Annotated in this window: 30 protein-coding genes and 1 pseudogene; 14 read left to right on the top strand and 17 right to left on the bottom strand. The window is 61.7% G+C overall.

The genetic code is table 11. The features are described from left to right. The 3 genes from FAA86_RS10940 to sufA form a co-directional block, all read right to left on the bottom strand. Positions 1-741: a helix-turn-helix transcriptional regulator gene (locus FAA86_RS10940; RefSeq protein ID WP_136540515.1), complete on the bottom strand. Its 741-nt coding sequence runs from the start codon at positions 739-741 to the stop codon at positions 1-3. 152 nt (positions 742-893) lie between these two features. Further along, positions 894-1343 (bottom strand): Lrp/AsnC family transcriptional regulator, encoded by a 450-nt coding sequence (locus FAA86_RS10935; RefSeq protein WP_113461702.1) that lies wholly within the window; start codon positions 1341-1343, stop codon positions 894-896. 126 nt (positions 1344-1469) lie between these two features. Next, positions 1470-1856 (bottom strand): Fe-S cluster assembly scaffold SufA, encoded by a 387-nt coding sequence (gene sufA, locus FAA86_RS10930; protein ID WP_136540513.1) that lies wholly within the window; start codon positions 1854-1856, stop codon positions 1470-1472. A gap of 115 nt (positions 1857-1971) precedes the next feature. Here sufA and FAA86_RS10925 point away from each other — a divergent pair, with 115 nt between their 5' ends. The 6 genes from FAA86_RS10925 to FAA86_RS10900 all read left to right on the top strand — a co-directional run bounded on the left by FAA86_RS10925 (position 1972) and on the right by FAA86_RS10900 (position 6088). After that, entirely contained in the window at positions 1972-2250 is a 279-nt protein-coding gene (locus tag FAA86_RS10925; protein WP_136540511.1) for a hypothetical protein, read from the top strand. Between the two features lie 55 nt (positions 2251-2305). Further along, the gene (gene rutA / locus FAA86_RS10920; RefSeq protein ID WP_136540509.1) at positions 2306-3397 is read left to right on the top strand and encodes a pyrimidine utilization protein A; all 1092 of its coding nucleotides are present in this window, start codon (positions 2306-2308) and stop codon (positions 3395-3397) included. Beyond that, positions 3394-4140, top strand: a complete 747-nt coding sequence (gene rutB / locus FAA86_RS10915) for a pyrimidine utilization protein B (protein WP_136540507.1) — start codon at positions 3394-3396, stop codon at positions 4138-4140. The genes rutA and rutB overlap by 4 nt, the downstream gene beginning before the upstream one ends. A gap of 44 nt (positions 4141-4184) precedes the next feature. After that, positions 4185-4574, top strand: coding sequence for a pyrimidine utilization protein C (gene rutC / locus FAA86_RS10910; RefSeq protein WP_102019895.1), 390 nt, complete (start codon positions 4185-4187; stop codon positions 4572-4574). A 189-nt stretch (positions 4575-4763) separates the two neighbouring features. After that, positions 4764-5549 (top strand): pyrimidine utilization protein D, encoded by a 786-nt coding sequence (gene rutD, locus FAA86_RS10905; protein ID WP_136540505.1) that lies wholly within the window; start codon positions 4764-4766, stop codon positions 5547-5549. A 14-nt stretch (positions 5550-5563) separates the two neighbouring features. Beyond that, complete coding sequence (locus FAA86_RS10900; RefSeq protein WP_377344422.1) at positions 5564-6088, top strand: flavin reductase; 525 nt, start codon at positions 5564-5566, stop codon at positions 6086-6088. A 65-nt stretch (positions 6089-6153) separates the two neighbouring features. Here FAA86_RS10900 and FAA86_RS10895 read toward each other — a convergent pair whose 3' ends face one another. From FAA86_RS10895 to FAA86_RS10865, 7 genes are all read right to left on the bottom strand, one after another. Further along, positions 6154-6528, bottom strand: a complete 375-nt coding sequence (locus tag FAA86_RS10895; RefSeq protein ID WP_113377391.1) for an SUF system Fe-S cluster assembly protein — start codon at positions 6526-6528, stop codon at positions 6154-6156. Positions 6529-6540: 12 nt separating this feature from the next. After that, positions 6541-7785: a cysteine desulfurase gene (locus FAA86_RS10890; RefSeq protein ID WP_136540502.1), complete on the bottom strand. Its 1245-nt coding sequence runs from the start codon at positions 7783-7785 to the stop codon at positions 6541-6543. Beyond that, the gene (sufD, locus tag FAA86_RS10885; RefSeq protein ID WP_136540500.1) at positions 7778-9055 is read right to left on the bottom strand and encodes a Fe-S cluster assembly protein SufD; all 1278 of its coding nucleotides are present in this window, start codon (positions 9053-9055) and stop codon (positions 7778-7780) included. Before sufD ends, FAA86_RS10890 begins: the two co-directional genes overlap by 8 nt. Before the next feature lie 30 nt (positions 9056-9085). Continuing rightward, positions 9086-9841, bottom strand: coding sequence for a Fe-S cluster assembly ATPase SufC (sufC, locus tag FAA86_RS10880; protein ID WP_113461709.1), 756 nt, complete (start codon positions 9839-9841; stop codon positions 9086-9088). A gap of 114 nt (positions 9842-9955) precedes the next feature. Further along, positions 9956-10297: a GIY-YIG nuclease family protein gene (locus FAA86_RS10875; RefSeq protein ID WP_136540498.1), complete on the bottom strand. Its 342-nt coding sequence runs from the start codon at positions 10295-10297 to the stop codon at positions 9956-9958. Between the two features lie 80 nt (positions 10298-10377). Continuing rightward, positions 10378-11847 (bottom strand): Fe-S cluster assembly protein SufB, encoded by a 1470-nt coding sequence (gene sufB, locus FAA86_RS10870; RefSeq protein ID WP_113461711.1) that lies wholly within the window; start codon positions 11845-11847, stop codon positions 10378-10380. Positions 11848-11988: 141 nt separating this feature from the next. Next, positions 11989-13155: a cysteine desulfurase family protein gene (locus FAA86_RS10865; protein ID WP_136540496.1), complete on the bottom strand. Its 1167-nt coding sequence runs from the start codon at positions 13153-13155 to the stop codon at positions 11989-11991. Positions 13156-13360: 205 nt separating this feature from the next. Between FAA86_RS10865 and FAA86_RS10860 the strand changes: the two genes are divergently transcribed. From FAA86_RS10860 to FAA86_RS10845, 4 genes are all read left to right on the top strand, one after another. Further along, on the top strand, positions 13361-14038 hold the full coding sequence (locus FAA86_RS10860; protein WP_006728558.1) for an alpha/beta hydrolase: 678 nt from the start codon (positions 13361-13363) through the stop codon (positions 14036-14038). An 80-nt stretch (positions 14039-14118) separates the two neighbouring features. Next, positions 14119-14463, top strand: coding sequence for a PIN domain-containing protein (locus FAA86_RS10855; protein WP_205910032.1), 345 nt, complete (start codon positions 14119-14121; stop codon positions 14461-14463). Further along, positions 14460-14669: a hypothetical protein gene (locus tag FAA86_RS10850; RefSeq protein WP_136540494.1), complete on the top strand. Its 210-nt coding sequence runs from the start codon at positions 14460-14462 to the stop codon at positions 14667-14669. The genes FAA86_RS10855 and FAA86_RS10850 overlap by 4 nt, the downstream gene beginning before the upstream one ends. 34 nt (positions 14670-14703) lie before the next feature. Continuing rightward, complete coding sequence (locus tag FAA86_RS10845; protein ID WP_246035051.1) at positions 14704-15549, top strand: patatin-like phospholipase family protein; 846 nt, start codon at positions 14704-14706, stop codon at positions 15547-15549. Here the strand turns inward: FAA86_RS10845 and FAA86_RS24945 are convergent. Next, entirely contained in the window at positions 15501-16049 is a 549-nt protein-coding gene (locus FAA86_RS24945) for a GNAT family N-acetyltransferase (protein ID WP_246035058.1), read from the bottom strand. The genes FAA86_RS10845 and FAA86_RS24945 overlap by 49 nt on opposite strands. Before the next feature lie 9 nt (positions 16050-16058). Continuing rightward, positions 16059-17165: pseudogene (locus tag FAA86_RS10840) on the bottom strand (anhydro-N-acetylmuramic acid kinase); the annotation flags it as partial. Between the two features lie 138 nt (positions 17166-17303). On the opposite strand from FAA86_RS10840, the gene tyrS reads away from it, so the two are divergent. From tyrS to trmFO, 3 genes are all read left to right on the top strand, one after another. Further along, positions 17304-18560 (top strand): tyrosine--tRNA ligase, encoded by a 1257-nt coding sequence (tyrS, locus tag FAA86_RS10835; protein ID WP_136540492.1) that lies wholly within the window; start codon positions 17304-17306, stop codon positions 18558-18560. Between the two features lie 258 nt (positions 18561-18818). Next, a complete protein-coding gene (locus FAA86_RS10830) occupies positions 18819-18962 on the top strand; it encodes a DUF1127 domain-containing protein (RefSeq protein WP_113461788.1) in 144 nt (47 codons plus the stop codon). 143 nt (positions 18963-19105) lie between these two features. Continuing rightward, positions 19106-20515, top strand: coding sequence for a methylenetetrahydrofolate--tRNA-(uracil(54)-C(5))-methyltransferase (FADH(2)-oxidizing) TrmFO (trmFO, locus tag FAA86_RS10825; RefSeq protein ID WP_136540490.1), 1410 nt, complete (start codon positions 19106-19108; stop codon positions 20513-20515). Positions 20516-20523: 8 nt separating this feature from the next. Here the strand turns inward: trmFO and FAA86_RS10820 are convergent, their stop codons facing one another. From FAA86_RS10820 to yajC, 5 genes are all read right to left on the bottom strand, one after another. Further along, a complete protein-coding gene (locus tag FAA86_RS10820; protein WP_113461714.1) occupies positions 20524-20973 on the bottom strand; it encodes a hypothetical protein in 450 nt (149 codons plus the stop codon). Between the two features lie 92 nt (positions 20974-21065). Further along, positions 21066-21920 (bottom strand): phytoene/squalene synthase family protein, encoded by an 855-nt coding sequence (locus FAA86_RS10815; protein ID WP_183954654.1) that lies wholly within the window; start codon positions 21918-21920, stop codon positions 21066-21068. A gap of 23 nt (positions 21921-21943) precedes the next feature. Further along, the gene (locus FAA86_RS10810) at positions 21944-22342 is read right to left on the bottom strand and encodes an Mth938-like domain-containing protein (protein ID WP_136540486.1); all 399 of its coding nucleotides are present in this window, start codon (positions 22340-22342) and stop codon (positions 21944-21946) included. Positions 22343-22346: 4 nt separating this feature from the next. Next, positions 22347-24899, bottom strand: a complete 2553-nt coding sequence (secDF, locus tag FAA86_RS10805; RefSeq protein WP_136540484.1) for a protein translocase subunit SecDF — start codon at positions 24897-24899, stop codon at positions 22347-22349. 63 nt (positions 24900-24962) lie between these two features. Next, positions 24963-25310 (bottom strand): preprotein translocase subunit YajC, encoded by a 348-nt coding sequence (gene yajC, locus FAA86_RS10800; RefSeq protein WP_113461718.1) that lies wholly within the window; start codon positions 25308-25310, stop codon positions 24963-24965. Between the two features lie 204 nt (positions 25311-25514). Here yajC and FAA86_RS10795 point away from each other — a divergent pair, with 204 nt between their 5' ends. Further along, entirely contained in the window at positions 25515-26387 is an 873-nt protein-coding gene (locus FAA86_RS10795) for an ATP-binding protein (RefSeq protein WP_183954656.1), read from the top strand. Positions 26388-26421 lie beyond the last annotated feature (34 nt).

The raw sequence follows: 26421 nt of genomic DNA, 5'->3' as shown, positions 1-26421 counted from the left end.
TTATCTGATTAAACCCAGCCGGATCGATTCGGCGATCAGTTGCGCCCGGTTGACGGAATTCAACTTGCGGCAGGCCGACGCAATCTCGTGCTGGACGGTTTTTTCGGAGATTCCAAGGATTTGCCCAATTTCCCAATTGGTCTTGCCAGCGGCGCACCAGAGGATCACCTCGCGCTCGCGCGGCGTCACTTTCGCCGCCGCCGCGGCCATGCGCTCGGAGTTGTCAGTCATGAAGGCGCGAAACCGGTTGTGCGCATAGATTGAAATGATGTGCAGCGCGCCGCGCTGTTCGCTGGAGAGATCCACCTTGTGGGCGCCGAAGGTGACGATTGCCTGGAAGCCGCCGACCGAGTGCAGCGGAACGCTATAGCCGTCCATCATGCCGAACTCGGTCGCCTCGTTCATAACCCGCTTGGCAGATCGGCTGAGAGGCTTGTCGGCAAGGGCCTCCGACCAGACGAAGGCCTCATTCGACATCTTCGTCCGGTAAATCACCGGGTCTACATGGACATAGTTTTCCTGCACATAGCGCTCGAACCAGCCGTCCGGCCAGGCGTTCAGCATGAAATAGGGATCGATCCGCTCATTGGGCAGCGGGATGCCGGAGATGGCGTAACAATCCATACCAAAGGATTTCGCCGCCTTGTCGAGGCTTGCCAGGACCGCATTGTCGTCACGCGCCTGCGATGATTCGGTGATGAAATCGAACATCGCGTTGGCAGTAGCCTGCCTATCTGACATTGAGCCCCTCACCCCGAATGCTGCCCCACACAGGCAGATTTAGCATGACCGGATGGAAACCGGGCGGGTGAAGATTGGATTTCCAAAGGGAATTCTTTGGTATAGCGGGTGCATTGGCATCGGCCTTGGTAAGCGCGGCCGATCGGAGGCCGTCAGTCGGCGCCGATCACGAAACCACGCTCGCTCGCGGTCGACAGCGCAATCATGGTCTCACTGCGGGCGATCAGGCGCTCGCCCTTCAAATCGGCCAGGAAGGTTTCGATGCCCGTGAGGTCAGCGGTTCGGATCTTCAGCATATAGGACCAGCCACCGGTGACATGGTGACATTCGAGCACGGAAGGGTGCGCTTCGGCGTAATCGCGAAAGGCAGCCTGCTCAGTATCCTGTGGCAGCGTGACCAGCATGAAGGCCGTGATCGGCAGACCGAGCGCAACCGGATCCACCTCCAGCGTGAAGCGCTTGATGGCGCCCGATGCCACCAGGCGGCGGATGCGCTCATTGACGGCCGACGGCGAAAGTCCTACGACATCCCCGATGCTGGCGAGCGATCGACGTGCGTCTTCAGCCAGAAGATCGATAATCTTGCGGTCACTTGTATCCATGACCGCAGTTTATTTATCGATGAACAGTTTCCGCAAGATATTTTTTCGCAATCCGACAAAAAATGATGCCTCGATTCTTCGAGACATCATTTCAGGCACCCACGGGTGATGTGCCAGTGCTATCGTTCAGGCGGTTGCCGTCTGGCGCTGACGGGCAAGTTCCGCGAGATCGGCGGCCTGGAGCTCGACCGATTCACCGCAGCCGCAGGCTGAGGTCTGATTGGGGTTGTGGAAGGTGAAACCGGAGCGCAGCGTCGTGGTCTCAAAGCCCATTTCCGTGCCGAGCAAATAAAGAACAGCCGCCGGGTCGATCCAGACCGTGGCGCCGTCCTTCTCGATCCGATCGTCCTTGGCGTTGGGCTCCGTCACCAAATCGATGGTGTATTCCATCCCGGCGCAGCCGCCCCTCTTGATCCCCACCCTGATACCCTTGGCATCGGGACCGGAATTCTCGACGATCGCCCTGACGCGTGCGGCCGCCGCATCGCTCATGGTCATTACCTGAAAACCCATCGGCACAGTCTCCATCAACAACCGGGTTCAAGGTCCGGCGTTTCTCATGCGCAATGTAAGGGACGCGCCCCTATGGTTCAATAGGTTAGGCGCATCTCTGGGACGCGGGACGTGCATGTCAGCCCGGCCTGGGCTTGATGATGATCAATCTGTAAGCAGCGCAACCGGGCGACCAAAAACCCGATCCTTTTCAGAAACTTCACCGCTGGCTTCAAGTCTCTCGGGAACGCATGGCGATCAAAAATCGCGCAGCGATTTTCCGAAACGGGCGCAAAGACGAGCAAAGCTCGGCGCAAAACCCGAAAATTTTGACCATCCGGTAAAATATTCGATTCGCACCACTACAAGCTTCTGTATTTGCTCACTTTTATTAATTGGCACGCCGATTGCTTGACTCTCTGCGAACAAAAAATGGCGCTGAGCGCGCCTCCAGAAGCGGAGAACGAAAAATGGAAATCGGCGTCTTTATCCCGATCGGCAACAATGGCTGGCTCCTTTCGGAGAATGCCCCGCAATACAAGCCGAGTTTCGAGCTCAACAAGGCAATCACACTGAAAGCCGAGGAATACGGCTTCGACTTTGCGCTTTCGATGATCAAGCTGCGCGGTTTCGGCGGCAAGACGGAGTTCTGGGACTATAACCTCGAGAGCTTCACGCTGATGGCTGGCCTTGCCGCCGTCACGTCGAAGATCAAGCTCTTCGGCACGGCTGCGACGCTCATCATGCCGCCGGCGATCGTCGCACGCATGGCCACCACGATCGATTCGATTTCCGGTGGGCGCTTCGGCGTCAACCTGGTGACCGGCTGGCAGCGGCCGGAATACAGCCAGATGGGCCTCTGGCCAGGCGACGACTATTTCTCCGACCGCTACGAATATCTCAGCGAATACACGACCGTCCTAAAAGACCTGCTGACGACAGGACAGTCCGACCTCAAGGGCAAGCATTTCCAGATGGACGACTGCCGGATGAAGCCGATCCCGGAAGGTGACGTGAAGCTGATCTGCGCCGGCTCCTCCAATGCCGGCATGGAGTTTTCCGCGAAGTTCGCCGACTACAGCTTCTGCTTCGGCGTCGGCGTCAATACGCCGAAGGCTTTCGCGCCGACCAATGAACGGCTGCTCGCCGCAACCGCAAAGACCGGCCGCGAGGTGCGTTCCTTCGTGCTCACCATGGTTCTGGCCGAAGAAACCACCGAAGAAGCCTTCGCCAAGTGGGAGCACTACAAGGCGGGCGCCGACGAGGAAGCCATCAAGTGGCTTGGCCTGCAGAGTGCTGCCGACACCAAGTCCGGTTCCGACACCAATGTCCGCCACATGGCGAACCCGGTGTCTGCCGTCAACATCAACATGGGCACGCTGATCGGCTCCTATGCCGAGGTTGCCGCCATGCTCGACGAGATGAGTGAAGTCCCCGGCACCGGTGGCGTGATGCTGACTTTCGACGACTTCCTCGAAGGCATCGAAAAGTTCGGCAAATACGTGCAGCCGCTGATGCAGAGCCGCGCCCATGTCACCCAGATGCTGGAGGCCGCCGAATGAGCGAGGTCGTTGTTGCAGGCTATCAGCCGCGCCCGGAACTGACGAAGAGCGTCACGCTGCCGGCCCGTCCCGAGCCGATCACGCTCAAGCCATCGGAAACGGCGGTCGTCGTCGTCGACATGCAGAATGCCTATTCGACGGAGGGCGGTTACGTCGATCTCGCAGGCTTCGACATTTCGGGCGCCAAGGGCACGATTGCCAATATCAAGAAGACGCTCGATGCAGCACGCGAAGCGGGCGTTCTGGTAGTCTATTTCCAGAACGGCTGGGATCCTGACTATGTCGAGGCGGGCGGTCCCGGCTCGCCCAACTGGCACAAGTCCAATGCGCTGAAAACCATGCGCAAGCGGCCCGAACTGCAGGGTCAGCTGCTTGCCAAGGGCACCTGGGACTATGCAATCGTTGACGAGCTGCAGCCGAAGCCCGGTGACATCCTGGTGCCGAAGAGCCGCTATTCCGGCTTCTTCAACACCAATATGGACAGCGTGCTGCGGGCGCGCGGCATCCGCAACCTCGTCTTCGTCGGCATTGCCACCAATGTCTGCGTCGAAAGCTCGCTGCGCGATGCCTTCCACCTCGAATATTTCGGCGTGATGCTCGAGGACGCGACCCATCACCTCGGCCCCGACTTCATCCAGCAGGCGACCGTCTACAATGTCGAAAAATTCTTCGGCTGGGTGGCGACCGTCAACGACTTCTGCGGTGCGATCGGTCAGGCGGCGCCTGCCGACGCTGCCGGATGATCACCCATTCCAACATCACCACATCGAACCAGGAGAGTGTGAGAATGCCCAAGACCATCGTCGTTCCGGAAGGCACCCAGAAGCCGATCGCCCCCTATTCGCCCGGCGCCCTTGCCGACGGCATCCTCTATGTCTCGGGAACCCTTCCCTTCGACAAGAACAACGACGTCGTGCATGTCGGCGACGCAGCCGCCCAGACGCGCCATGTGCTGGAAACCATCAAGTCCGTCATCGAGACCGCCGGCGGCACCATGGACGACGTGACCATGAACCACATCTTCGTCACCGACTGGGCCAACTACCAGGCCGTCAACAAGGTCTATGCCGAATACTTCCCGGGCGACAAGCCGGCGCGCTACTGCGTGCAATGCGGGTTGGTGAAGCCGGATGCGCTGGTCGAAATCGCGACGGTCGCGCATATCGGGAAAAAGTGAGGCGCGAGGATTGCCCCTCATCCGCCTCCTGAGCCTGTCGAAGGGCGGCACCTTCTCCCCGCAAGCGGGGAGAAGAGACCTTTACGCAATCGCCTGCACCTGGGTTTCCCCTGCACAAGGGGCGGCCATCCCCTCTCCCCGCCTGCGGGGAGAGGGTCAGGGTGAGGGGCAAAGCCAGAGCAAACACGCATGCATTACGACATCCACGGCCTGACCTCCCCCGATGCGCCGACCATCCTCCTTTCGTCAGGGCTCGGCGGCTCCGGCGGCTATTGGGCACCGCAGCTCCCTGCCCTCTCGGAGCGTTTCCGCGTCATCACCTATGACCATCGCGGCTGCGGCAAGACGGGTGGCTCGGTGCCTGAAGTCGGCGGCATTTCCGCCATGGCCGACGATGTGCTCGAGATCGTGGAGACGCTGAAGCTCGAAAAATTCCATTTCATGGGCCATGCACTGGGCGGCCTGATCGGGCTCGATCTGGCGCTGCGCCGGCCGGAACTGATCGAGAGCCTCGTGCTGATCAATGCCTGGAGCAAGGCCGATCCGCATTCCGGGCGCTGCTTCGACGTGCGCATCGCGCTCCTCGAAAACGCCGGTGTCGAGGCCTTCGTCAAGGCACAGCCGCTCTTCCTCTATCCGGCCATCTACATGGCGGAAAACTCCGAGAAGATGGCGGCAGAAGAGGCGCATGCGCTCGCCCATTTCCAGGGGCGCGACAACATCCTGCGACGCATCGCGGCACTGCGCGCCTTTGATATCGACGACCGCCTCGGCGAGATCCAGACGCCGACGCTTGTCATTGCCACGCGCGACGACCTTCTCGTCCCCTATTCGCGGTCGCTGCGCCTCGCAGAAGGGCTGCCCAACGCAAATCTTGTGCTCACCGTCGCCGGTGGACATGCCGTCAACGTCACCTATCCGCAAACATTCAACAGCGCGGTCCTCGACTTCCTGTCGGGCGTAGAGCGCGCGTGAAAGGACCTGCCATGCTGGCCACGAAGACCATCGCACCCGTCGCAGCCACTCCGGAAGCAACCTCGCCGGAAAAGAGTGCGACCTATCGCAACGGCATGGCTCGGCTTGCCGCAGCCGTGACCATCGTCACCACCGACGGCCCCGGCGGTCGCGCCGGCTTTGCGGCAACTGCCGTCACCAGCGTTTCGGACAATCCGCCGACGCTGCTCGTCTGCCTCAACAAGGGTTCGTCCGCCTATCCTGCCGTCAGCGCCAACGGGTTTGTCACGGTTAACGCGCTCTCGGCAGAACACGAGCCCGTCAGCCGGCTCTTCGGTGGCAAAACGCCGGTCGAGGAGCGCTTTGCAGCCGCCACCTGGGAGACGACGCCGTCGGGCACGCCGCGCCTCGTCGATGCGCTCGTTTCCTTTGAATGCCGGATCACGGAAGTGCATGACGGGAGCACCCATGATGTTCTGTTCTGCGAGGTTCTCGACGTCACCACCCGCGAGGACGGCGAGGCGCTTGTCTATTTCGACCGGGGCTATCGCACCGTCTAAATCACTGTACACAAACGCAAAACGGCCCGCACGAGGCGGGCCGTTTCGTTGATTGCCTAATTTCCTCAGTACCAGCCGACGGCGACCTGCGCCTCTTCGGACATGCGGTCCGGCGTCCACGGCGGATCGAAGCTCATTTCGACTTCGACGCCCGACACACCCTCGACCGAACCGACGGCATTTTCGACCCAGCCCGGCATTTCGCCGGCGACCGGGCAACCCGGCGCTGTCAGCGTCATGACGATCTTCACCGTGCGATCGTCCTCGATGTCGATCTTGTAGATCAGCCCGAGTTCGAAGATGTCGGCCGGGATTTCCGGGTCGTAAACGGTCTTCAGCGCGGAGATGATATCGTCGGAGAGGCGGGCCACCTCTTCCGGCGGGATCGCCGTGTTGATGATGCCTTCGCGGACGTCGGGCTTGGTTTCCGTGTCACTCATGGTGTTCATTCCTCAGGCGAAGAAGCTGCGGGCGTAATCCAGAGCGTCCGCCAGCGCATCGACTTCTTCCCGTGTGTTATAAAGGCCGAACGAGGCCCGGCAAGTGGAGGTCACGCCGAAACGTGCCAGAAGCGGCTGGGCGCAGTGCGTGCCTGCGCGCACGGCCACGCCGCGACGGTCGATCATCGTCGAGACGTCATGGGCGTGGATGCCGGCGAGTTCGAAGGAGAAGATCGCTCCCTTGCCCGGTGCGTTGCCGATGGTGCGCAGCGAATTGATCGCCGAGAGGCGCTCATGGGCATAGGCGCGCAGGCTTTCCTCATGGGCTGCGATGTTCTCGCGGCCGAGCTTCTCCATATAGTCGAGCGCATAGCCCAGACCGATCGCCTGGACGATGGGCGGCGTGCCCGCCTCGAAGCGATGCGGCGGCTCGTTATAGGTGACGCGGTCTTCTGAGACCTCGATGATCATCTCACCGCCGCCCATGAAGGGGTCCATGTCCCACAGGCGATCCATCTTGCCCCAGAGCACGCCGATGCCCGAGGGACCGTAGAGCTTGTGACCCGTCACGGCATACCAGTCGCAACCCAGATCCTGGACGTCGACGGGCATGTGAACGGCGCCTTGGCTGCCATCGACCATGACGGCGATGCCGCGCTCACGGGCAATGCGGCAGACCTCCTTGATCGGCACGACGGTGCCCAGCGCGTTGGACATATGGGTGATGGCGATCAGCTTGGTGCGCTCGGTCAGGCACTTTTCGAAGGCTTCCATGTCGAAGGCGCCTTCGTCGGTGACCGGAGCCCAGACCAGTTTGGCGCCCTTGCGTTCCCTGAGGAAATGCCAGGGCACGATGTTGGAGTGGTGCTCCATGATCGAGAGCACGATCTCGTCGCCCTCGCCGATATGCTTCATCCCCCAGCCATAGGCGACCGTGTTGATCGCTTCGGTCGAGGACTTGGTGAAGATCACCTCGTCGATCGAAGGGGCATTCAGGAACCGGCGCACCTTCTCGCGCGCCGCTTCATAGGCGTCCGTCGCGGCGTTGGACAGGAAATGCAGGCCACGATGCACATTGGCATATTCGTTAGAATAGGCATGGGCGATCGCGTCGATCACCTGGCTCGGCTTTTGCGCCGAGGCCGCATTGTCGAGATAGACCAGCTTCTTGCCATAGACCTCACGCGACAGGATCGGGAAATCCCGGCGCACGGCCTCGACGTCGTACCCTGTCCGTGCCGCGATCGTGTCAGCCATGATGCTCCAGCCAATCGGTGATGATCTCTTCCAGGGCCTCGACGAGCGGCTCGTTTTCGAGCTCCTCGACGGTTTCGGCGACGAAGCCGTTGATCAGCAGCGCACGCGCCTTCTTCTCCGGAATGCCACGCGACATCAGGTAGTAGAGATGGCTCTTGACGATGTCGGCAACCGTCGCGCCATGGGCGCACTGCACGTCATCGGCAAAGATCTCAAGCTCCGGCTTCACCGAGAACTCGCAATCATCGGACATCAGCAGCGTGTTGCAGGCCATGCGCGCATCGGTCTTCTGGGCATCAGGCGCAACCCGGATCATGCCCTGGAAGACGCCACGGGCGCGATCGAAGACGACGTTGCGGATGATTTCCGTCGAGGTCGTGTTCGGCACGTCATGGCCGAGCGTCATGGTGACGTCGGTATGGGTGTCACCGCCGAGCAGGTTGACGCCGCGCAGCATGAAGTCGGAGCCTTCGCCTGCCGTCTTTACATGCACTTCCTGGCGCACCAGCTTGCCGCCGGCATTGACGATGAAGAGGCGGAACTTGGCGTCTGTGCCGAGTTCGGCGCGGATCTGGCCGAGATGGGTGTCGGCATCGCCTTCGCCCTGCAGGATCACCCAGGTGATCTCCGCGCCCTCGCCGAGCTTCAGGTCGGCGACAACGGAGGCGAGTGCGGCCGAACCGCTCTGGCCGACATGGCGCTCGATGATGGTGGCCTTGGACCCCTTGCCGAAGGTCGCCGGGAAGCGCAGATGCAGCTGACCGGCGGCATGCACCGACTGCAGTTCGATCGGGGCTTCGATCTCGGCGTCTTCGGCCACGGCGAGCGTGAAACCGTCGCGCACGAAAGCGCCGTTGAGGCGGCCGATCGTGTCGTCAGTGTTGAAAGCAGTCAGGCCTTCAGCGGCGTCACCGTTCGAGAGCGCGTCACGATAGAGCGAGACGGCAAGACCTTCCGGCAGCGACGCCGGCGCCTGGGCCACGCCCTGTAGCACGTTGAGCACGGTCGCGCCCGACACCAGCGGATTGACCGCCTTGGCGACAGCCTGGGGCTCTTCGGCCGGAAGGGCACGCAGCAGCGCCTTGAGGTCGGTGTAGTGGAAGGTCTCGACGCGGCGCGTCGGCAGACCCTGGCGCTTGAGCGCGTCGAAAAGGCCGTCGCGCTTCAGAAGCACGGCGCCATCGCCGGGAAGGCTGCCGATCTGGTTGGTATAGGCGTCGATGATCTGGGTCTCGGCTGCGGTGAGCCGGTTGGCCGCTTGCAATGTCATCGTTGCAACTCCTTCATTCTCGGCCCGAACTCAGGCAGCCTGCCCCGTGATGTCGGCATAGCCGTTCGCTTCCAGATCGAGCGCCAGCGACTTGTCGCCCGACTTGATTATCTGGCCCTTGTAAAGGACGTGCACGCTGTCCGGCACGATGTAGTCGAGCAGGCGCTGGTAGTGGGTGATGACGACGGTGGCACGGTCCGGGCGCTTGAGCGCGTTCACGCCGTCGGCGACGATCTTCAGCGCGTCGATGTCGAGGCCGGAATCGGTCTCGTCGAGGATGCAGAGCTTCGGCTCGAGCAGCGCCATCTGCAGGATTTCAGCGCGCTTCTTTTCACCGCCGGAGAAGCCGACATTGAGCGGGCGCTTCAGCATATCAGGATTGATCTTCAGCTCGGCAGCGGCTTCCTTGACGCGGCGCATGAAGTCCGGCGTCGTCAGCTCGTCCTCGCCACGTGCCTTGCGCTGCGAGTTCATCGCAACCTTCAGGAACTGCATCGTGGCGACGCCCGGGATTTCGACCGGGTACTGGAAGGCGAGGAAGATGCCCTTGGCGGCACGCTCGGCCGGGTCAAGTTCAAGGATGCTCTCGCCATTGTAGAGGATATCGCCTTCGGTCACTTCATAGTCTTCGCGGCCCGACAGGATGTAGGACAGCGTCGACTTGCCGGAGCCGTTCGGGCCCATGATGGCAGCCACTTCGCCGGCCTTCACGGTGAGGTTCAGGCCCTTGATGATTTCGGTGCCGTCTTCGGCGATGCGGGCATGGAGGTTTCTGATTTCAAGCATGTCTGTCTTCCTGTCCATCGGGCGGTTCAAGGGCCGCCTGTCGTTTCCTGTCGCGCCCGGGGCGCCTGTTCAATTCCGTCATCCTCGGGCTTGTCCCGAGGATCTACTGCCGTTTCAGTTATAGTCCGACCATTGCGGTGAGCTCGGATGCGGTGAGTAGACGTTTTCGATCTCGTAGATCCGGTCGTAAAGATCGAGCCATGTCGGGTTTAACCCTTCGATTAGTTTGATCTTCCAGTCCCGCAGATAGCGCTTCAGAGACTTCTCTCGTCGGATCGCGAGGACGATGTTCGGATGCTGCTCGAACCACACCAAAAGCTTTGCATTGTATCTGGACGTAAAACCTTTCCTCTCTTCATTCCGATGCTCCCAAATGCGCCCCTGAAGGTCGCTGGTCACACCGGTGTAAATCACGCCACGTGGCTTGTCCGACATCATGTAAACGAAGCCGGACATCGCGCATCAGCCTCGCCGGCAGTAGATCCTCGGGACAAGCCCGAGGATGACGACCGCACGTGGCTGATAGCGCCGCTTCATCAGCCGACTGATCCCTCAAGCGAGATGTTGATCAGCTTCTGCGCTTCGACCGCGAATTCCATCGGCAGCTGCTGGATGACGTCGCGGACGAAGCCGTTGACGATGAGCGCGATCGCCTCTTCTTCCGGGATGCCGCGCTGCATGGCGTAGAACTTCTGGTCCTCGGAGATCTTCGAGGTCGTCGCCTCGTGCTCCACCTTGGCCGTCGAGTTCTTTACCTCGATGTAAGGCACGGTATGCGCGCCGCAGGTGTCACCGATCAGGAGCGAATCGCAATTGGTGAAGTTGCGGGCGTTTTCCGCCTTGCGGTGCATCGAGACCTGGCCGCGATAGGTGTTCTGCGACACGCCGGCAGAGATGCCCTTGGAGATGATCCGACTCTTGGTGTTCTTGCCGAGATGGATCATCTTGGTGCCGCTATCGACCTGCTGGTGGCCGTTGGAGACAGCGATCGAGTAAAACTCGCCCTGGCTGTCGTCGCCGCGCAGAATGCAGGACGGATATTTCCAGGTGATCGCCGAGCCGGTTTCGACCTGGGTCCAGGAGATCTTCGAGCGCGCACCACGGCAATCGCCGCGCTTGGTCACGAAGTTGTAGATGCCGCCCTTGCCATCCTTGTCGCCGGGATACCAGTTCTGGACGGTCGAATACTTGATCTCGGCATCATCGAGCGCCACGAGCTCGACGACGGCCGCGTGCAGCTGGTTTTCGTCGCGCTGGGGTGCCGTGCAGCCTTCGAGATAGGAGACGTAGGCGCCCTCTTCGGCAACGATCAGCGTGCGCTCGAACTGGCCGGTGTTCTTCTCGTTGATGCGGAAATAGGTCGACAGCTCCATCGGGCAGCGAACGCCCTTCGGGATGAAGACGAAGGAACCGTCGGTGAAGACGGCCGAATTCAGCGTCGCATAATAGTTGTCGGTGACCGGAACGACCGAGCCGAGATACTTCTTCACCAGTTCCGGATGCTCGCGAACGGCTTCCGAGATCGACATGAAGATCACGCCGGCCTTTTTCAGCTCTTCCTTGAAGGTCGTGACGACCGAAACCGAGTCGAAAACCGCGTCGACGGCGATCTTCGAGGACTGAACGCCGGCCAGCATTTCCTGCTCTTTCAGCGGGATGCCGAGCTTTTCATAGACCTTCAGGAGCTCCGGATCGACTTCGTCGAGCGACTTCGGCCCGGCAGCCGTCTTCGGCGCTGCATAGTAGTGGATGTCGTTGAAGTCGATCTTCGGATAGTCGACGCGCGCCCAGGTGGGCTCGACCATCGTCAGCCAGCGACGATAGGCGTCGAGGCGCCATTCCAGCATCCACTCGGGTTCGTTCTTCTTGGCCGAGATAAACCGCACGATGTCTTCCGACAGACCCTTCGGGGCCTTGTCGACTTCAATCATGGTCTCGAAGCCGTATTTGTACTGGTCGACGTCGATCTGGCGGACCTGATCGATCGTTTCCTGCACAGCAGCCATGGTCGTTCTCCAATCTTGCCGGGCCAAATTCCGGCAGCTTGTTAACGTTGGGCGGTGACCCGCCATATCTAAGGTCCCCGGACCATCATTTCACCCCTCTTGGCAAGGGAAAAACGCGACCCGGACCGATTTTTTGCCGCTTTATGCGGCCTGCCCCGTCGGCTTTCGCCGAGCAGCAATCTTTGCAAAGGCCGCGACGAAGCGATCGATATCGCTCTCTGTCGTGGCAGGGCCGATCGAGAGACGCAGCGCTCCCGTCGCTGCATCCTCGCCCATGGCGGTCAGCACGTGGCTCGCGCCCACCTTGCCCGACGAGCAGGCCGCACCAGCCGACAGTGCGACGCCTTCAAGATCGAAGGCGATCTGCCCGGTCTCCGCCTTGAGCCCCGGCAGATGGAAGAAGCTCGTATTGCCGACGCGCGCCTCGCTGCGTCCATAGATCACGGTGTCGGGTGCCGCCGACAACATCGCCTCTTCCGCTCGATCGCGAAGCGCAGTCAGCCGCGCATTCCGCGCGGCGAGCTCCGATGCCATCTCGCGCGCAGCCGCACCGAAGCCCGCGATCGCGGCAAGGTTTTCCGTGCCCGCCCTGTGGCCCTTTTCCTGACCGCCGCCGCGGACCAAAGGTTCCGGCATCAAGGTCTCGCCGCGCGACACCAGCGCACCGACACCTTTGGGGCCACCCAGCTTATGAGCCGAGAGGATCAGGAAATCAGCACCGAGGCCTGCGATCGACAAGGGTATGCGACCTGCGGCCTGGACTGCATCCACGACCAAGAGTCCACCAAACTTCTTTACGATGGCAGAGAGCGCCTGGATTGGCTGAATGATGCCGGTTTCGTTGTTGACCAGCATGACGGCGACCAGAGGCAGGCCGTCCGCGGCGGCGTGTGCAGCGAGATGCGCGGAAAGCGCTTCGAGATCGAGGATGCCCGATGGCGTCACCGGCAGTTCCGTCACCTTGTCTGCGGCAAAGCGCCCGCCAGCCCTGACGGCCGGGTGCTCGATGGCAGAGACATAGAGACGACCGAGCGAGACACGCGACTTGCCCATGCGATAGGCCGGCGACAAAACATGATTGGCAGCCTCGGTCGCGCTGGCCGTAAAGGTCACATGCGCCGGTTCGGCACCGACGAGACCTGCAACCTCGCGCCTCGCCTTTTCGACGACGGCGCGTGCGGCTCTTCCTTCCGCATGCACGGAAGAGGGATTACCGGGCATGGCGAGCGCCTCGAGCATGGCATCGCGCGCCGCGCCCATCAGGGGCGCGGTGGCGTTCCAGTCGAGATAGATGCGCTCAACGGCCATCCTGGCTTTTGGCTCCCTAACATGCGGCGGCGCATTTTCCTTGAAATTTCCGCCGGGCTTGCCTTATGACACCTTCACCCCGGATGCGACGCCATCCAGTTTCGAACGGTTCTAAACTTCGTTTTAGAAAAGCTGACTGACGTCGTCAAGTCAGCTTTCTAATTTGGTGTTGACGAACCGCAAAAATGTCAGGGACCGGAACCTAATGCCCGAAGTGATTTTCAACGGCCCCGCGGGTCGTCTCGAAGGCCGTTATCAGCCCTCCAAGGAAAAAAGCGCCCCCATCGCGATCATCCTTCATCCGCATCCGCAGTTCGGCGGAACGATGAACAACCAGATCGTCTACCAGCTGTTCTACATGTTCCAGAAGCGCGGCTTCACCACGCTCCGCTTCAACTTCCGCGGCATCGGCCGCAGCCAGGGCGAGTTCGACCATGGTGCAGGCGAATTGTCGGATGCCGCTTCCGCGCTTGACTGGGTGCAGAGCCTGCATCCGGATTCGAAGAGCTGCTGGGTTGCCGGCTATTCCTTCGGCTCCTGGATCGGCATGCAGCTCCTGATGCGCCGCCCGGAAATCGAAGGCTTCATGTCGATCGCGCCGCAGCCAAACATCTACGACTTCTCCTTCCTCGCCCCCTGCCCGTCGTCCGGCCTGATCATCAATGGCGACAGCGACAAGGTGGCCCCCGAGAAAGATGTGATCGGCCTGGTCGACAAGCTGAAGACCCAGAAGGGCATCCTGATCACCCACAAGACGGTGCCGGGCGCCAACCACTTCTTCAACGGCCAGGTGGAAACGCTGATGGCCGAATGCGAAGACTATCTCGACCGCCGCCTCGACGGCGAACTGGTCCCGGAACCCGCCGCCAAGCGGATCCGGTAAGATGATCCGGATCGTGGCCGATACAACGTTCTCGTCAGCGCTTGTATCGGCCGCGGCCCAGCCTCGAAAGTGATCGAGGCGTGTTTGTCCGGGCAATTGAAGCCAATGCTCAGCTGGCGCTTTATCTCGAATACGAAGATGTCGTGAATCGAGAGGCCCTCTTTCGAAGGGCAAGACTGAACATGGTCGAACGCAATCAAGTTCTCGATGCGATACTTGCGAATGCCGCGCTCGTTGACGTCAGCTATCGCTGGCGACCAAACTTGCGCGACGAGGCGGACAACCACCTGATTGATCTGGCGGTTGCTGCCAATGCCCGCTATCTTGTCACCGGCAATGTCAGGGATTTTCGAGGAGGCGAGCTTCGGTTTGACCATATCGAAGTCGTGGATCCTGCCCGCCTGATTGAGGAGCTCACCCGATGAGAGCAGTCACGATCAACCTACCCGAGCCGCTGAATGCACAGATGGAGCAGCTGGCGCGCGAAAACGGGCTGACGCTCAGTGATTTCCTGGTGGAAGTCAGCAAGGACATCATCATGCAGGAAGAAGCGCGCAAACAGTTCTACGAGCGCGCGGGGCGCGGCAGGGGACGCGCAGCGGAAGCCCTCGCGTTGCTCCGCCGCGATTAGTTTCCGTTTTCGATTTCAGACTGCGATTTTTTTCATGACCTCACCCATGACCTTTGATGCCGTCGGTCTCGCAGGCGGTGGCAACCGCTGCTACTGGCAAAGCGGTTTCTTGAAAGCCTTCAGCGAGCATCAGCCGCTCAATCCGCGCTTCTACGTTGCCGTCTCAGCCGGCGCCTATCACGGAGCGATGTTCCTGGCCGGTGTCGGCGATCGCGTGCGAGCCTCGGCCTTCGCCTTCGCCGAGAAGGGCGAGCGCGGCCTCGATTGGCGAGCACTGCGTCGGCGGGAATCGCCTCTCGTGGTCGGAAACCTGTTTCGGCAACTGCTTGCCAGCGAGTTCAAAGACAGCGAGCTTGCGGCCCTGAAGGCGGCCCCGCCCATGCTCATCCAACTCTCCGGCGTGCCAGACTGGATGCCCGGCGCGATCGGGGCTCTCGGCTCCATCGGCGCTTACCAGATCGAGAAACTCCTGACCGATGGCGCCCATTCCAAGGCAGGCCTGCGGATGAAGTTGCGGCCCACCTGGATCTCGACGCACAATGTCGACTACCCGGGCGAACTGGTCGATGCGCTGATGGCGACCTCCTCCGTGCCGCCTTTCATGCCGGTCGGGCGCGTCCGTGGCCGCGCCTATCTTGATGGCGGGCTCGTTGACAATCCACCGCTGATGAAGCTTACAGAAGTCGAAAACAAGGGGTGGCGCACGCTGCTTCTCTCCACGCGTTTTGGCCGCAAGCCGCCCGATGCACCGAACCGCGTCATTGTCGGCCCAAGCGAAGACATCCCTGTCAGCAAGTTTGCCGTCGGCGACGCGGCCGGTATCCGGCATGCCTATGAAGTGGGGTTGCGGGACGGCCTCTCTTTTGCGAAGTCCGCATAACCGGCACGGGTCATCTCAAAGAAGCGGCAGGGTTCCCCTCGCACGGAGCGGGTGTCGATTTCCCGGAAGCCTATCTTTTTGAGGATATGCAACGAGGCTGCGTTGTCGACGTGCGCCATAGCCTCCAGCCGTTGTCCGATCTCGGCCTCGAAAAACCACCCCACCAGGGCACTGGCGATCTCGCTCGCGTAACCCTTGCCCCAGTTGGACTGGACAATCGAATAGGCAAGTTGATGGACCTGCGCGTCCTCATACCAGCTGATGCCGGCGCGCCCGACGAATTGCGAACCACTGGCCGTTATCAGCTTCAAGGTGGAGCAGCCATGGCGGTGAAAGCCTGTCCGCCACCCGGCCAGTCGCTCTCGTGCGTAGTGCCGATCCCAAGGCTTGCCGTGTCCGACATAGGCGCTGGTCTCCGGCGTGCCGTGCAATTCGACAAGACGCTCTTCGTCACCATCCGACCACCTTGTTAGGACAAGGCGCGGCGTCCGCAGAATCACGGATGGCGCCAGCACTCCGCCGCTGACCGGCTCCAAGACTTCGGTCGTTCCTGGAAATGTCAAAGCGAGCCCCCTCGCAGAGCGTACCGCGAGATAGGCCCAGGCTTCCGCCTCCATGGCGTCGCCATCAAAGCCGGCCTGCTCGGCGGTCAATACTGTTGCGCCCTTTTCACCCGCGAGGCGCACCAGATCGGCCATGATCGTCCGGTTCAACCGGCCACCGCCGCAAATCACATAGGTCTTTGGCAAGCTCGGCAAATGGCCCGCAGATTTGAGGATCGCCGCCGCGGAGACGAAGGCGAGCGTGCGGGCGCCGTCGGAGAGCTCGGCTTCATGTCCCTCGGGCGGACGAAAATCGTTGCGATCGAGCGAGCGGCGGGTCTCTGCGGTGAAGAAGGAATTGGCGAGATAGCGCTCGGCGAGTGCCATGACGACCGAACCTTCAGACGCGATGCGACCGCCGTCGTCATAGGGAATGCCGGCATGGGCCTCGACCCATTGATCGATCAGCGTGTTGCCCGGTCCGCTGTCGAAGCCGATGATTGTGCCGTCGCGGTCGAGGAAGGTCAGGTTGGAGATGCCGCCGATGTTGACGAAACAGACCGGCCAGTCCTCCGCGGAGATCTGATGCGCCAATGCTTGGTGATAGACTGGGACCAGTGGGGCGCCCTGCCCGCCATGGACCATGTCGTTGGCGCGCATGTCATAGACGACGTCGATGCCGGTTTCGGCTGCCAGCAAAGTTCCGTCACCGAGTTGGACGGTCAGCGCTTCATCCGGTCTATGCAAGACGGTCTGACCATGAAAACCGATGAGGTCGATATCGCCAGGTTTCTGGTTCTGCCGCTCCAGAAACAGGCGCACAGCGTCTGCATGACGTAGAGTCAGGTCCCTCTCCATGCGTGAGAGAGCACCCGGCCGCTCGTCGCGGTGCCGGATGGCCCTGGCATCCTCCAGCGCCTGCTTCAGTCGATCGCGGAAGGCTGGCTCATAGGGTACCGACAGGAAGGCTCCACGCTCGACGATGGCCTCGCCATCGGTGCGGACCAGCGCGACATCGATACCGTCCATCGAAGTGCCGCTCATCAGCCCGATCGCCGTCTTGATATCCGCCATGTGCCACCCGATTCGAACGCCTGTCATGCAGGACATTCATGACCGAGACGGGTGCACAATTCAAAAAACAATGCTAAAGCCCGCGCGGATTTCCAAGAATACCACCGAAAGACCAGAGAACCCGAAAGCAATAGCGTCATGACGAAGTTCAAGTCCGATTTCCTCCGCACCATGCACGAGCGCGGCTTCATTCATCAGATTTCCGATGAAACCGGCCTCGACGACCTGCTCGCCAAGGAAAGCGTGACGGCCTATATCGGCTTCGATCCGACGGCGCCTTCGCTGCATGCCGGCGGTCTCATTCAGATCATGATGCTGCACTGGTTCCAGGCGACCGGCCACCAGCCGATCTCGCTGATGGGCGGCGGCACGGGCATGGTGGGTGACCCCTCCTTCAAGGAAGAAGCCCGCAAGCTGATGACCGTGGATACGATCGAGGAGAACATTGCCTCGATCAAGCGCTGCTTCTCGAACTACCTGAACTACGAAGCCGGCCCCAAGGGCGGCGCGCTGATGATCAACAATGCCGAATGGCTGCGTGGCCTGAACTACCTCGAGTTCCTTCGCGATGTCGGCCGGCACTTCTCGGTGAACCGCATGCTGTCCTTCGACAGCGTGAAGACGCGTCTTGACCGCGAGCAGTCGCTGTCCTTCCTGGAATTCAACTACATGATCCTCCAGGCCTACGACTTTGTGGAGCTTAACCAGCGCTACGATTGCCGCCTGCAGATGGGCGGCTCCGACCAGTGGGGCAACATCATCAACGGCATCGATCTCGGCCACCGCATGGGCACGCCGCAGCTCTACGCGCTGACCTCGCCGCTGCTCACGACGTCGTCGGGTGCCAAGATGGGCAAATCGGTCAATGGTGCCGTGTGGCTGAACGCCGACATGCTGTCGGCCTATGACTTCTGGCAGTACTGGCGCAACACGGAAGACGCCGATGTCGAGCGCTTCCTGAAGCTCTACACGACCATGCCGATGGATGAGATCAAGCGTCTTGCGGCGCTCGGCGGCTCTGAAGTCAACGAAGCGAAGAAGATCCTCGCCACCGAGATCACCGCGATCCTGCACGGCCGTGCGGCAGCCGAAGAAGCTGCGGAGACGGCGCGCAAGACCTTTGAAGAGGGTGCGCTTTCGGCCAATCTGCCGACCGTCGAAATCGCCTCGGCCGAGCTCGAAGCCGGCGTCGGCCTGCTGGCGCTGATCGTGAAGGCCGGCCTTGCCGCCTCCAACGGCGAAGCCCGTCGCCATGTTCAGGGCGGTGCAGTCAAGATCAACGATGCAGGCGTCTCGGATGAGCGCATGTCTGTCGACAGTGCACAGCTCACCGGCGACGGCGTGATCAAGCTTTCGCTGGGCAAGAAGAAGCACATTCTGATCAAGCCCGTCTGATCGCCAATCCGGCATGATCATAAGCATCAAAAAGCCCGCATCTGCGGGCTTTTCTGCGTTTGTGAAGAGCCGTTAACCCATGACGCCTTTTTGGTCAGCACGGCCAAGCTGCCGAATATCACAGCAACCTCATGCACAAACGCATAGCAGTCGCACATTATTTGCACTGCACAATCTTGTTTTACGGGCGTATAAGAACGTCAATCGCCGATGCGGGAAAGACCGCAGGATCGGCGAACATTCGACGAGGAAACGACCATGAACCCGATCCGCATTGCAAAGAACTGGATCAGCTACCGCCGCACGATGAACGAACTGGGCAACCTGTCTGCACAGACACTGAACGACATCGGCATCACCCGCTACGAAATCCGCAATATCGCTTCGCGCTCTTTCCGTTAATCGGATCTTCTGCGAAGCAGCCTGTCAAACGGCACCGCCTGGTGCCGTTTTTGATTCGTGCTTCTGGAATGTGATGATCCGGTCGCTGGCATGACGTCGCACCGGATGGACCTTGTGCGGCGAGCCGTGATATGGAGCCGCCCATGACGAACAGTTCCTTCTCCCCCATTCACATCATCGGCGGCGGCCTCGCAGGCTCCGAAGCCGCCTGGCAGGTCGCTCAGGCCGGCGTCCCGGTCATCCTGCACGAGATGCGTGGCGTACGCGGCACCGATGCGCACAAGACTGACGGCCTGGCCGAACTGGTCTGCTCCAATTCCTTCCGCTCGGACGACGCGACCTCCAATGCCGTCGGCGTGATCCACGCCGAGATGCGGCTCGCGAATTCCCTGATCATGGCCTGTGCCGACAAGCATCAGGTGCCGGCCGGCGGTGCGCTCGCCGTCGATCGCGATGGTTTTTCGGACGCGGTCACCGCTGCCATCCAGCAGCACCCGCTGATCTCGGTGGTGCGCGAAGAAATCACCGGCCTGCCGCCGGAGGACTGGGATCTCGCCATCATCGCGACCGGCCCTCTCACGTCTGCGGCGCTGGCCGAGGCGATCCGCGAGAAGACCGGCAAGGATGCGCTCGCCTTCTTTGATGCCATCGCGCCGATCGTGCATACCGACAGCATCAACATGGATATTTGCTGGTATCAGTCGCGCTACGACAAGGTGGGGCCTGGCGGGACCGGCAAGGACTATATCAACTGCCCCCTCGATGAGGCGCAGTACAACGCTTTCGTCGACGCCCTGATCGCCGGCGACGCCGTCGGCTTCAAGGAATGGGAGGGCACGCCCTATTTCGACGGCTGCCTGCCGATCGAGGTCATGGCCGAGCGTGGCCGTGAGACCCTGCGCCACGGGCCAATGAAGCCCATGGGGCTCACCAATGCGCATAACCCGACCGTCAAGCCCTATGCCGTCGTGCAGCTGCGCCAGGACAATGCGCTCGGCACGCTCTACAACATGGTCGGTTTTCAGACCAAGCTGCGCTACGGCGCACAGGCCGAGATCTTCCGGATGATCCCGGGCTTGGAGAATGCCGAATTTGCCCGTCTCGGCGGCCTGCACCGGAACACCTACATTCATTCCCCAACCCTGCTCGATCACAGTCTGCAGCTGAAGGCCCGTCCGGGTCTGCGCTTTGCCGGCCAGATCACCGGCTGTGAGGGCTATGTCGAAAGCGCCTCGATCGGCCTGCTTGCGGGACGGTTCGCTGCCGCGCAGCGCAAGGGCGAAACACCCAGCATTCCGCCGGCGACGACGGCTCTCGGCTCCCTGCTGAACCATATCACCGGCGGTCACATCGTCTCCGATGAGGAGCCGGGCAAGCGGTCCTTCCAGCCGATGAACATCAATTTCGGGCTTTTCCCGGAGCTAGAGCCGGGTTCGATCGTCAAGCCGGAGGGCGTCAAGCGCTTTCGCGGCAAGGACAAGACGATCATGAAGCGGCAGCTGATCGCAGCGCGCGCGCTCGACCACTGCAGGACCTGGCTGGGTGCGGCCTGACGGCAGCCTCAGCCGGTCGTGCCCGACGCGGCATCCGGCTCGCGGTCTGCATGGCCGACATAGTTTCCAAGCAGCCAGAGCGACACTTCAGCGGCAACCGCCGGGTTTGAGAAGGTGAACTCGCCGTTGTGAGAGGGGGCGTCGAGAAACTCGACCGCGATGCCCTTGCCGCTCGGCAGGGCACGCACGCGCACCGTCCCCGGCTCGATCAGATGGCAGGCGAAATGGTTGCGCAGGCTGCGCATGAAGCCGGCCTTGTTGTCGTGAAGCCGGACGAACACCGCCTTGCCGTCGGCGGTCGCATGCAGGTTGCGGATTGCTTCCTGGGGAAAGGCGCGGCCGAATTCCATGATGGCGAGGCCCGCGTCCTGAAAGCCTTCTTCTTCCTGGCGCACCATGCGCGAGGAAAAATAGGCAAGCGCCAGAATGAGCGCAAAGACGATACCCCAAGTCACCATGATCCGCTCTCGCCTCCTTCGCCACGCATACTATCGCAATGGCTGCTAGCAGGCGAGCCTTGCGCGAACGTGACCGAGCCGGGCGCCAGACGTCAGAGGCGACCCGTTATCAAAAGCCGCATCATCGCGATCTGTCTGCGCCATTGCGGCGGACGGATATCTTCCGAAAGGACCGATGCGCCGGCCTTGGCGGCCCGACGCAGGACAGGCTCGGCGAGTGTTACCGGCAGATAGGCGGGGATGAGGCTCTTCGGCAGGCGGCCCGCAGCCCTTGCCTTGGCCAGATGATCGAGACCGAAACCTGCAAAGGCCTGGATGGCGGCGGCTTTGCGGTCGTCATTGCCGCTCGCGAGAAAGCCGTCCCGATCAAGGCCCACGGAGGCCAGGATCTGTGTCGGCAGATAGACCTGCCCCCTTGCCCGATGGATCGGCATCAGGAGAAGCGCGCCGGCAACCGCCAGCGCCACACCGGCGTGCCCGGCAATCTCCGTCGCCATCTCGGCAGCAGCCGCATCGAGAACCAGGGAAACGAGCTGGATCAGTGCAGCCGCCGTCTCGCCGGCATAGCCCTCAAACATGCCGGTCGTCTCCATCGGATCGTCATAGAGGTCGAAGATCCTTGCATCGGCCATCGAGACCAGAGGCGCGACCGGAAGACGAAAGGCCTCCACTGCCCGCAACAGTTCGGCAGCCACCGGATTGGCAGCGGTTTCGCCATGGGCCGAGCCTTCGAGCAGATCACGCCAGTATTGCAGGCGTACCTCACCCGGAAGGGGCTCACGGACGAGGTAACGAACCCGGGCGAGCTCTGCATTGTAGGCGTAGAGCGCAACGACCGCAGCGCGGCGGTAGGCCGGCGTCAGGAGGCTTGCGAGATAACGATCACGGTCCGTCTCCTGCAGTGTCCGCAGGCACAGTGCCTCATTCGACGACGGGGTCTCGCTCACAATGCACCTTTCGGGGGTCGGCGTCAGACTGCAATCAATGCGGCCGCGACCGGACGCTGCTCGGCCAGCATGATGTTATACGTGCGGATCGCCGCACCGGTTCCCATCGGGTCGGTCGCGATGCCCTTGGCTTTCAAGGCGGCGCGCAAGTCGGGGTCGACCAGTCGCAACTGGCGCCCGGTCCCGAGGATCAGGAACTCTATGCCGGTTTCGGCGAAGACGCGCGCGAGAGACGCCTGCGTGATCGGCTCATCCTCGGTCTGCTCCCAGCCATAGACGCCGGATGGGAGCAGCAGCAGCGAGCCGCGATGCGACATATCGGCAAAGCGGAAGCCCCCATTGCCGTAACTGTCGATGCCGGGCCGCCCCGGGAAATGGGCATCACGGATGGTGATGCCCTTGTCGCCGAAGCCGAAGACCATCCGATCAGGCCCCTGCCTTGGCGGGCACCTTCTCGCCCTCGGAGTCGTCCTGCTGGAAGCTTTCCGGACGCAGCTTGAAGGCGATCAGAACCGGGCCGGCGATGTAGATCGACGAGAAGGTGCCGATGAGAACGCCCGCCAGCATAGCGAAGGTGAAGGAGGCGATGACTTCGCCACCGAACAGATAGAGTGCGCCGAGGGCGAGGATCGTACTGCCCGCCGTCAAGACCGTACGCGAGAGGGTCTGGTTGATCGATTCGTCGATCAGCACCTCGAGCGGCATCTTCTTGTAGCGCCGCAAGTTTTCGCGCATGCGGTCATAGACGACGACCGTGTCGTTCAGCGAGTAACCGATGATCGTCAGGATCGCCGCGATACTGGTCAGGTTGAACTCGATGCCGGTCAGGACGAAGAGGCCGAGCGTGAAGATCACGTCGTGCAGCGTGGCGATGATCGCGCCGAGCGCGAACTGCCATTCGAAGCGGAACCAGATGTAGATCAGGATCCCGAACAGAGCGGCGGCAACGCCGATGGTTGCGGAATAGGTCAGGTCGCTCGAAACCGACGGTCCGACCACCTCGACGCGGCGGAAGTCGTATTCGGCTTCCAGCTCGCCCCGCACCTTGGTGAGCGCCGATTGCTCGGCATTCTCGCCACCGTCCTGCGCCTGCAGGCGGATCAGGGCGCTCGAGTCGTCGCCGAAGCCCTGGGCCTGGACCTCGCCGAGGTTCAACTGGCTCAGACGCTCGCGGATATCGGACAGGTCCGCACTGCCGTCGCGCGCCTGGACTTCGATGATCGAGCCGCCCTTGAAGTCGATGCCGAGATTCATGCCGACGGTTGCAAAGCCAACCAGCGAGGCGATCGAGATCAGCATGGCAGCGCCGAAGTTCAGCTTGCGGGCGGCCATGAAACGGATGTTGCGATTGTCGAAGAAGCCGGTGCGCACGCTCTTCGGCATGTGCTTCGGGCGCTTCCAGCGATACCAGAAGGCCATCAGCCAGAAGGTCAGCGTGAAGGCGGTGAAGACGGTCGTGACGATACCGATCGACAGCGTCACGGCAAAGCCGCGAACCGGGCCGGATCCGAGGAAGAACAGAACGACGGCGGCGATCAGGGTCGTCAGGTTGGCGTCGACGATGGTCGCAAACGCCTTCTTGAAGCCGATATCGATCGCCTGGATCAACGGCCTGCCGTTTCGCGCCTCCTCTCGGATACGCTCGTAGATCAGAACGTTAGAGTCGACCGCCATACCCATGGTCAGCACGATACCCGCGATACCCGGCAAGGTCAGCGTCGAGCCGATCAGCGAGAGTGCGGCAAGGATCAGGGCGATGTTGGCTGCAAGCGCGATGTTCGCCATCACACCGAAGGTGCCGTAGAGCGCAAGCATGAAGACAACGACCGCGATGCCGCCGATGATGCTGGCGGTCACGCCGGCATTGATCGAATCCTGGCCAAGGCCCGGACCGACCGTGCGCTCTTCGACCACCGTCAGCGTCGCCGGCAGAGCACCGGCGCGCAGCAGCACGGCGAGGTCGTTTGCGCCTTCGACCGAGAAATTGCCGGAGATCTGGCCGGAGCCGCCGAGGATCGGTTCGCGGATGACCGGCGCCGAAATGACCTGCTGGTCGAGAACGATGGCGAACGGCCTGCCGACATTTTCCTGCGTCGCCTGGGCGAAACGCTGGGCACCGCGGCTGTCGAAGCGGAAGCTGACGACCGGCTCATTGGTGCGCTGGTCGAAGGAGGCCTGTGCGTCGACGAGGTTCTCACCCGAGATCAGCGCGCGGCGCTCGATCAGGTAGGGAACGGCCGGATCGTCGGTCGAATAGAGGACTTCCGACTGTGCCGGCGGACGCGTGTTGATCGCTTCCGTGACCGGCATGGACACGTCGACCATGTGGAAGGACAGTTTCGCGGTCTGGTTCAGCAGGGCCTTGAGGCGCTGCGGATCCGTCAGGCCCGGAACCTGCACGATGATGCGGTCCTCGCCTTGGCGCTGGATCAGCGGCTCGGTCGTGCCGAGTTCGTCGACGCGGCGACGAACGACTTCCATGGACTGGGTGAGTGCCGAAGAAACCCGGTAATCGATGCCCTCATCGGTCAGCGTCAGGCGCAGCAGGCCTTCTTCTGCCTGTTCGAGCGTGACTTCCGTAACGGAGCCGCCGGTCAGGCCGCCGATGCTAACCGGATCGGTCAGCGTGCGCAGGGCTTCGAGTGCCTCCGGCACCTTGGCGACATCGGTGATGCGGACCTGGATCTGCTGACCGACGCCGGAAAGGCCCGTGTAGCGGATGCCGGCTTCACGCAGCTGGGTGCGGACGTCGCCAACGATCGTCTCCAGACGCTCCTTGACGATGTCCTGGCGCTCCAGCTTCAGCATGATATGCGAGCCGCCCTGGAGGTCGAGGCCCAGCGTGATCTTGTGTGTCGGGAACCACGAGGGGAAAGCTTCCAGTTCCTCGTCCGTGAAGGCATTGGGCAAGGCGACAAGGACGCCGAGCGCGACAGTCAACCAGATGAACAATGTCTTCCAGCGGGAAATGTAAAGCATGGAACTCTCGGATTAAGGCATCGGAAAAACGGCTAAGGCCGGCTCGAGGCCGGCCCAGCGGGATCAGGCGGCGGTTTCGGTCTTGACCGGCTCGCCCTTGACGCGGACTTCCGCCACATACTGGCGCATCGCACGAACCTTCACGCCATCGGCGATTTCCAGTTCGAGTTCCTTGTCGTCGACCACCTTGGTCACCTTGGCAACGATGCCGCCGCCCATGATGACCTGGTCGCCACGACGGATTGCGGAGAGGGTCTCCTCACGCTTCTTCATCTGCTGGCGCTGCGGACGGATCAGGAAGAAGTACCAGACCACCATCAGCGGTGCGAAGAGCAGCAGCATCTCCAGTCCGGACCCCATGGCGCTCGGAGCAGCAGCCGCGTCCTGGGCAAAGGCCTCAGTGATAAACATGAAAGACTCCCTATTAATGCGTTCTATTAGAGCCGCGCGGCCCCCTCGTCAGGTCGCCGGAATATAGTGAGAGAGCCCGTGAATGCAACAGAAACAGCGTTCAAGCGTACCATTTTCGGAACCCTCAGCCTTTATGCCCGCAATTCTGCGTGATACCGCCCGAGATCAAGCACCCAAGGCTACAACTCGACAGGGAGGATGACGATGAACGATCAGACCGTGGCGGCGCTTCTGACCGAGGTTAAGCGACTGGCGGACGCCGTCGAGCGGCTGGCCGGCCCTCCCCCCGCCGTCAATGACTGGGAGGCCGCCGACTGTTTCGTCTGGGCGCCTGCCCGACTGCATCTGCAGCCGGTCAAGCGTCCGAACCGGGTCGCGCTCGGCCTCATCCGCGGCGTCGACCATGTGCGCGACATCCTGCACGAGAACACGCTGCGGTTCGCGGAAGGCTTTGCGGCCAACAATGTGCTGCTCTGGGGCGCCCGCGGCATGGGCAAGTCCTCGCTCGTCAAGGCGGTGCATGCCGACATCATCAAGACCAACGGCATTGCGCTCAAGCTCGTTGAAGTGCATCGCGAAGACATCTCGACCCTGCCCGCGCTGCTCGAGATCATCAAGGATGCACCGCATCGAATCGTCGTCTTCTGCGACGACCTCTCCTTCGACCATGACGACACGGCCTATAAATCGCTCAAGGCTGCGCTCGACGGCGGTGTCGAGGGTCGCCCGGACAACGTGCTCTTCTACGCCACGTCCAACCGCCGACACCTCTTGCCGCGCCACATGATGGAGAACGAGCAGTCGACGGCGATCAACCCGTCCGAAGCGGTCGAGGAGAAAGTCTCGCTGTCAGACCGTTTCGGTCTCTGGCTCGGCTTCCACAAATGCAGCCAGGACGACTATCTGACGATGATAGACGGTTATGCCGCGCATTTCGCCCTGCCCCTGCCGCGCGAGCAATTGCACCACGAAGCGCTCGAATGGGCAACGACGCGCGGCGGACGCTCCGGCCGCGTTGCCTGGCAGTATATCCAGGACCTCGCGGGGCGGCTCAGGATCTCGACCGATCGCGACTGAGACTACACATCTCACCATGCAGAAAGGCCCGGAG

Source organism: Rhizobium rosettiformans W3 (assembly GCF_004912135.1).
In the GTDB taxonomy this organism is placed as follows: domain Bacteria; phylum Pseudomonadota; class Alphaproteobacteria; order Rhizobiales; family Rhizobiaceae; genus Allorhizobium; species Allorhizobium rosettiformans.
Note: the sequence above shows the minus strand (reverse complement) of the source record. Positions and strands in the feature narration are given on the sequence as shown.

Bases quoted from the DNA above. Each gene is read 5' to 3' on its own strand.
- rutA (WP_136540509.1), top strand. From the start codon at position 2,306: ATGGAAATCGGCGTCTTTATCCCGATCGGCAACAATGGCTGGCTCCTT.
- trmFO (WP_136540490.1), top strand. From the start codon at position 19,106: ATGACGAACAGTTCCTTCTCCCCCATTCACATCATCGGCGGCGGCCTC.
- FAA86_RS10925 (WP_136540511.1), top strand. From the start codon at position 1,972: ATGTCAGCCCGGCCTGGGCTTGATGATGATCAATCTGTAAGCAGCGCA.
- rutB (WP_136540507.1), top strand. From the start codon at position 3,394: ATGAGCGAGGTCGTTGTTGCAGGCTATCAGCCGCGCCCGGAACTGACG.
- FAA86_RS10865 (WP_136540496.1), bottom strand. From the start codon at position 13,155: ATGGCCGTTGAGCGCATCTATCTCGACTGGAACGCCACCGCGCCCCTG.
- rutC (WP_102019895.1), top strand. From the start codon at position 4,185: ATGCCCAAGACCATCGTCGTTCCGGAAGGCACCCAGAAGCCGATCGCC.
- sufB (WP_113461711.1), bottom strand. From the start codon at position 11,847: ATGGCTGCTGTGCAGGAAACGATCGATCAGGTCCGCCAGATCGACGTC.
- FAA86_RS10820 (WP_113461714.1), bottom strand. From the start codon at position 20,973: ATGGTGACTTGGGGTATCGTCTTTGCGCTCATTCTGGCGCTTGCCTAT.
- FAA86_RS10845 (WP_246035051.1), top strand. From the start codon at position 14,704: ATGACCTCACCCATGACCTTTGATGCCGTCGGTCTCGCAGGCGGTGGC.
- FAA86_RS10810 (WP_136540486.1), bottom strand. From the start codon at position 22,342: ATGGTCTTCGGCTTCGGCGACAAGGGCATCACCATCCGTGATGCCCAT.
- tyrS (WP_136540492.1), top strand. From the start codon at position 17,304: ATGACGAAGTTCAAGTCCGATTTCCTCCGCACCATGCACGAGCGCGGC.
- FAA86_RS10935 (WP_113461702.1), bottom strand. From the start codon at position 1,343: ATGGATACAAGTGACCGCAAGATTATCGATCTTCTGGCTGAAGACGCA.
- sufD (WP_136540500.1), bottom strand. From the start codon at position 9,055: ATGACATTGCAAGCGGCCAACCGGCTCACCGCAGCCGAGACCCAGATC.
- FAA86_RS10860 (WP_006728558.1), top strand. From the start codon at position 13,361: ATGCCCGAAGTGATTTTCAACGGCCCCGCGGGTCGTCTCGAAGGCCGT.
- yajC (WP_113461718.1), bottom strand. From the start codon at position 25,310: ATGTTTATCACTGAGGCCTTTGCCCAGGACGCGGCTGCTGCTCCGAGC.
- FAA86_RS10890 (WP_136540502.1), bottom strand. From the start codon at position 7,785: ATGGCTGACACGATCGCGGCACGGACAGGGTACGACGTCGAGGCCGTG.
- FAA86_RS10940 (WP_136540515.1), bottom strand. From the start codon at position 741: ATGTCAGATAGGCAGGCTACTGCCAACGCGATGTTCGATTTCATCACC.
- rutD (WP_136540505.1), top strand. From the start codon at position 4,764: ATGCATTACGACATCCACGGCCTGACCTCCCCCGATGCGCCGACCATC.
- FAA86_RS10850 (WP_136540494.1), top strand. From the start codon at position 14,460: ATGAGAGCAGTCACGATCAACCTACCCGAGCCGCTGAATGCACAGATG.
- sufC (WP_113461709.1), bottom strand. From the start codon at position 9,841: ATGCTTGAAATCAGAAACCTCCATGCCCGCATCGCCGAAGACGGCACC.
- sufA (WP_136540513.1), bottom strand. From the start codon at position 1,856: ATGGGTTTTCAGGTAATGACCATGAGCGATGCGGCGGCCGCACGCGTC.
- secDF (WP_136540484.1), bottom strand. From the start codon at position 24,899: ATGCTTTACATTTCCCGCTGGAAGACATTGTTCATCTGGTTGACTGTC.
- FAA86_RS10875 (WP_136540498.1), bottom strand. From the start codon at position 10,297: ATGTCCGGCTTCGTTTACATGATGTCGGACAAGCCACGTGGCGTGATT.
- FAA86_RS10895 (WP_113377391.1), bottom strand. From the start codon at position 6,528: ATGAGTGACACGGAAACCAAGCCCGACGTCCGCGAAGGCATCATCAAC.
- FAA86_RS10795 (WP_183954656.1), top strand. From the start codon at position 25,515: ATGAACGATCAGACCGTGGCGGCGCTTCTGACCGAGGTTAAGCGACTG.
- FAA86_RS10830 (WP_113461788.1), top strand. From the start codon at position 18,819: ATGAACCCGATCCGCATTGCAAAGAACTGGATCAGCTACCGCCGCACG.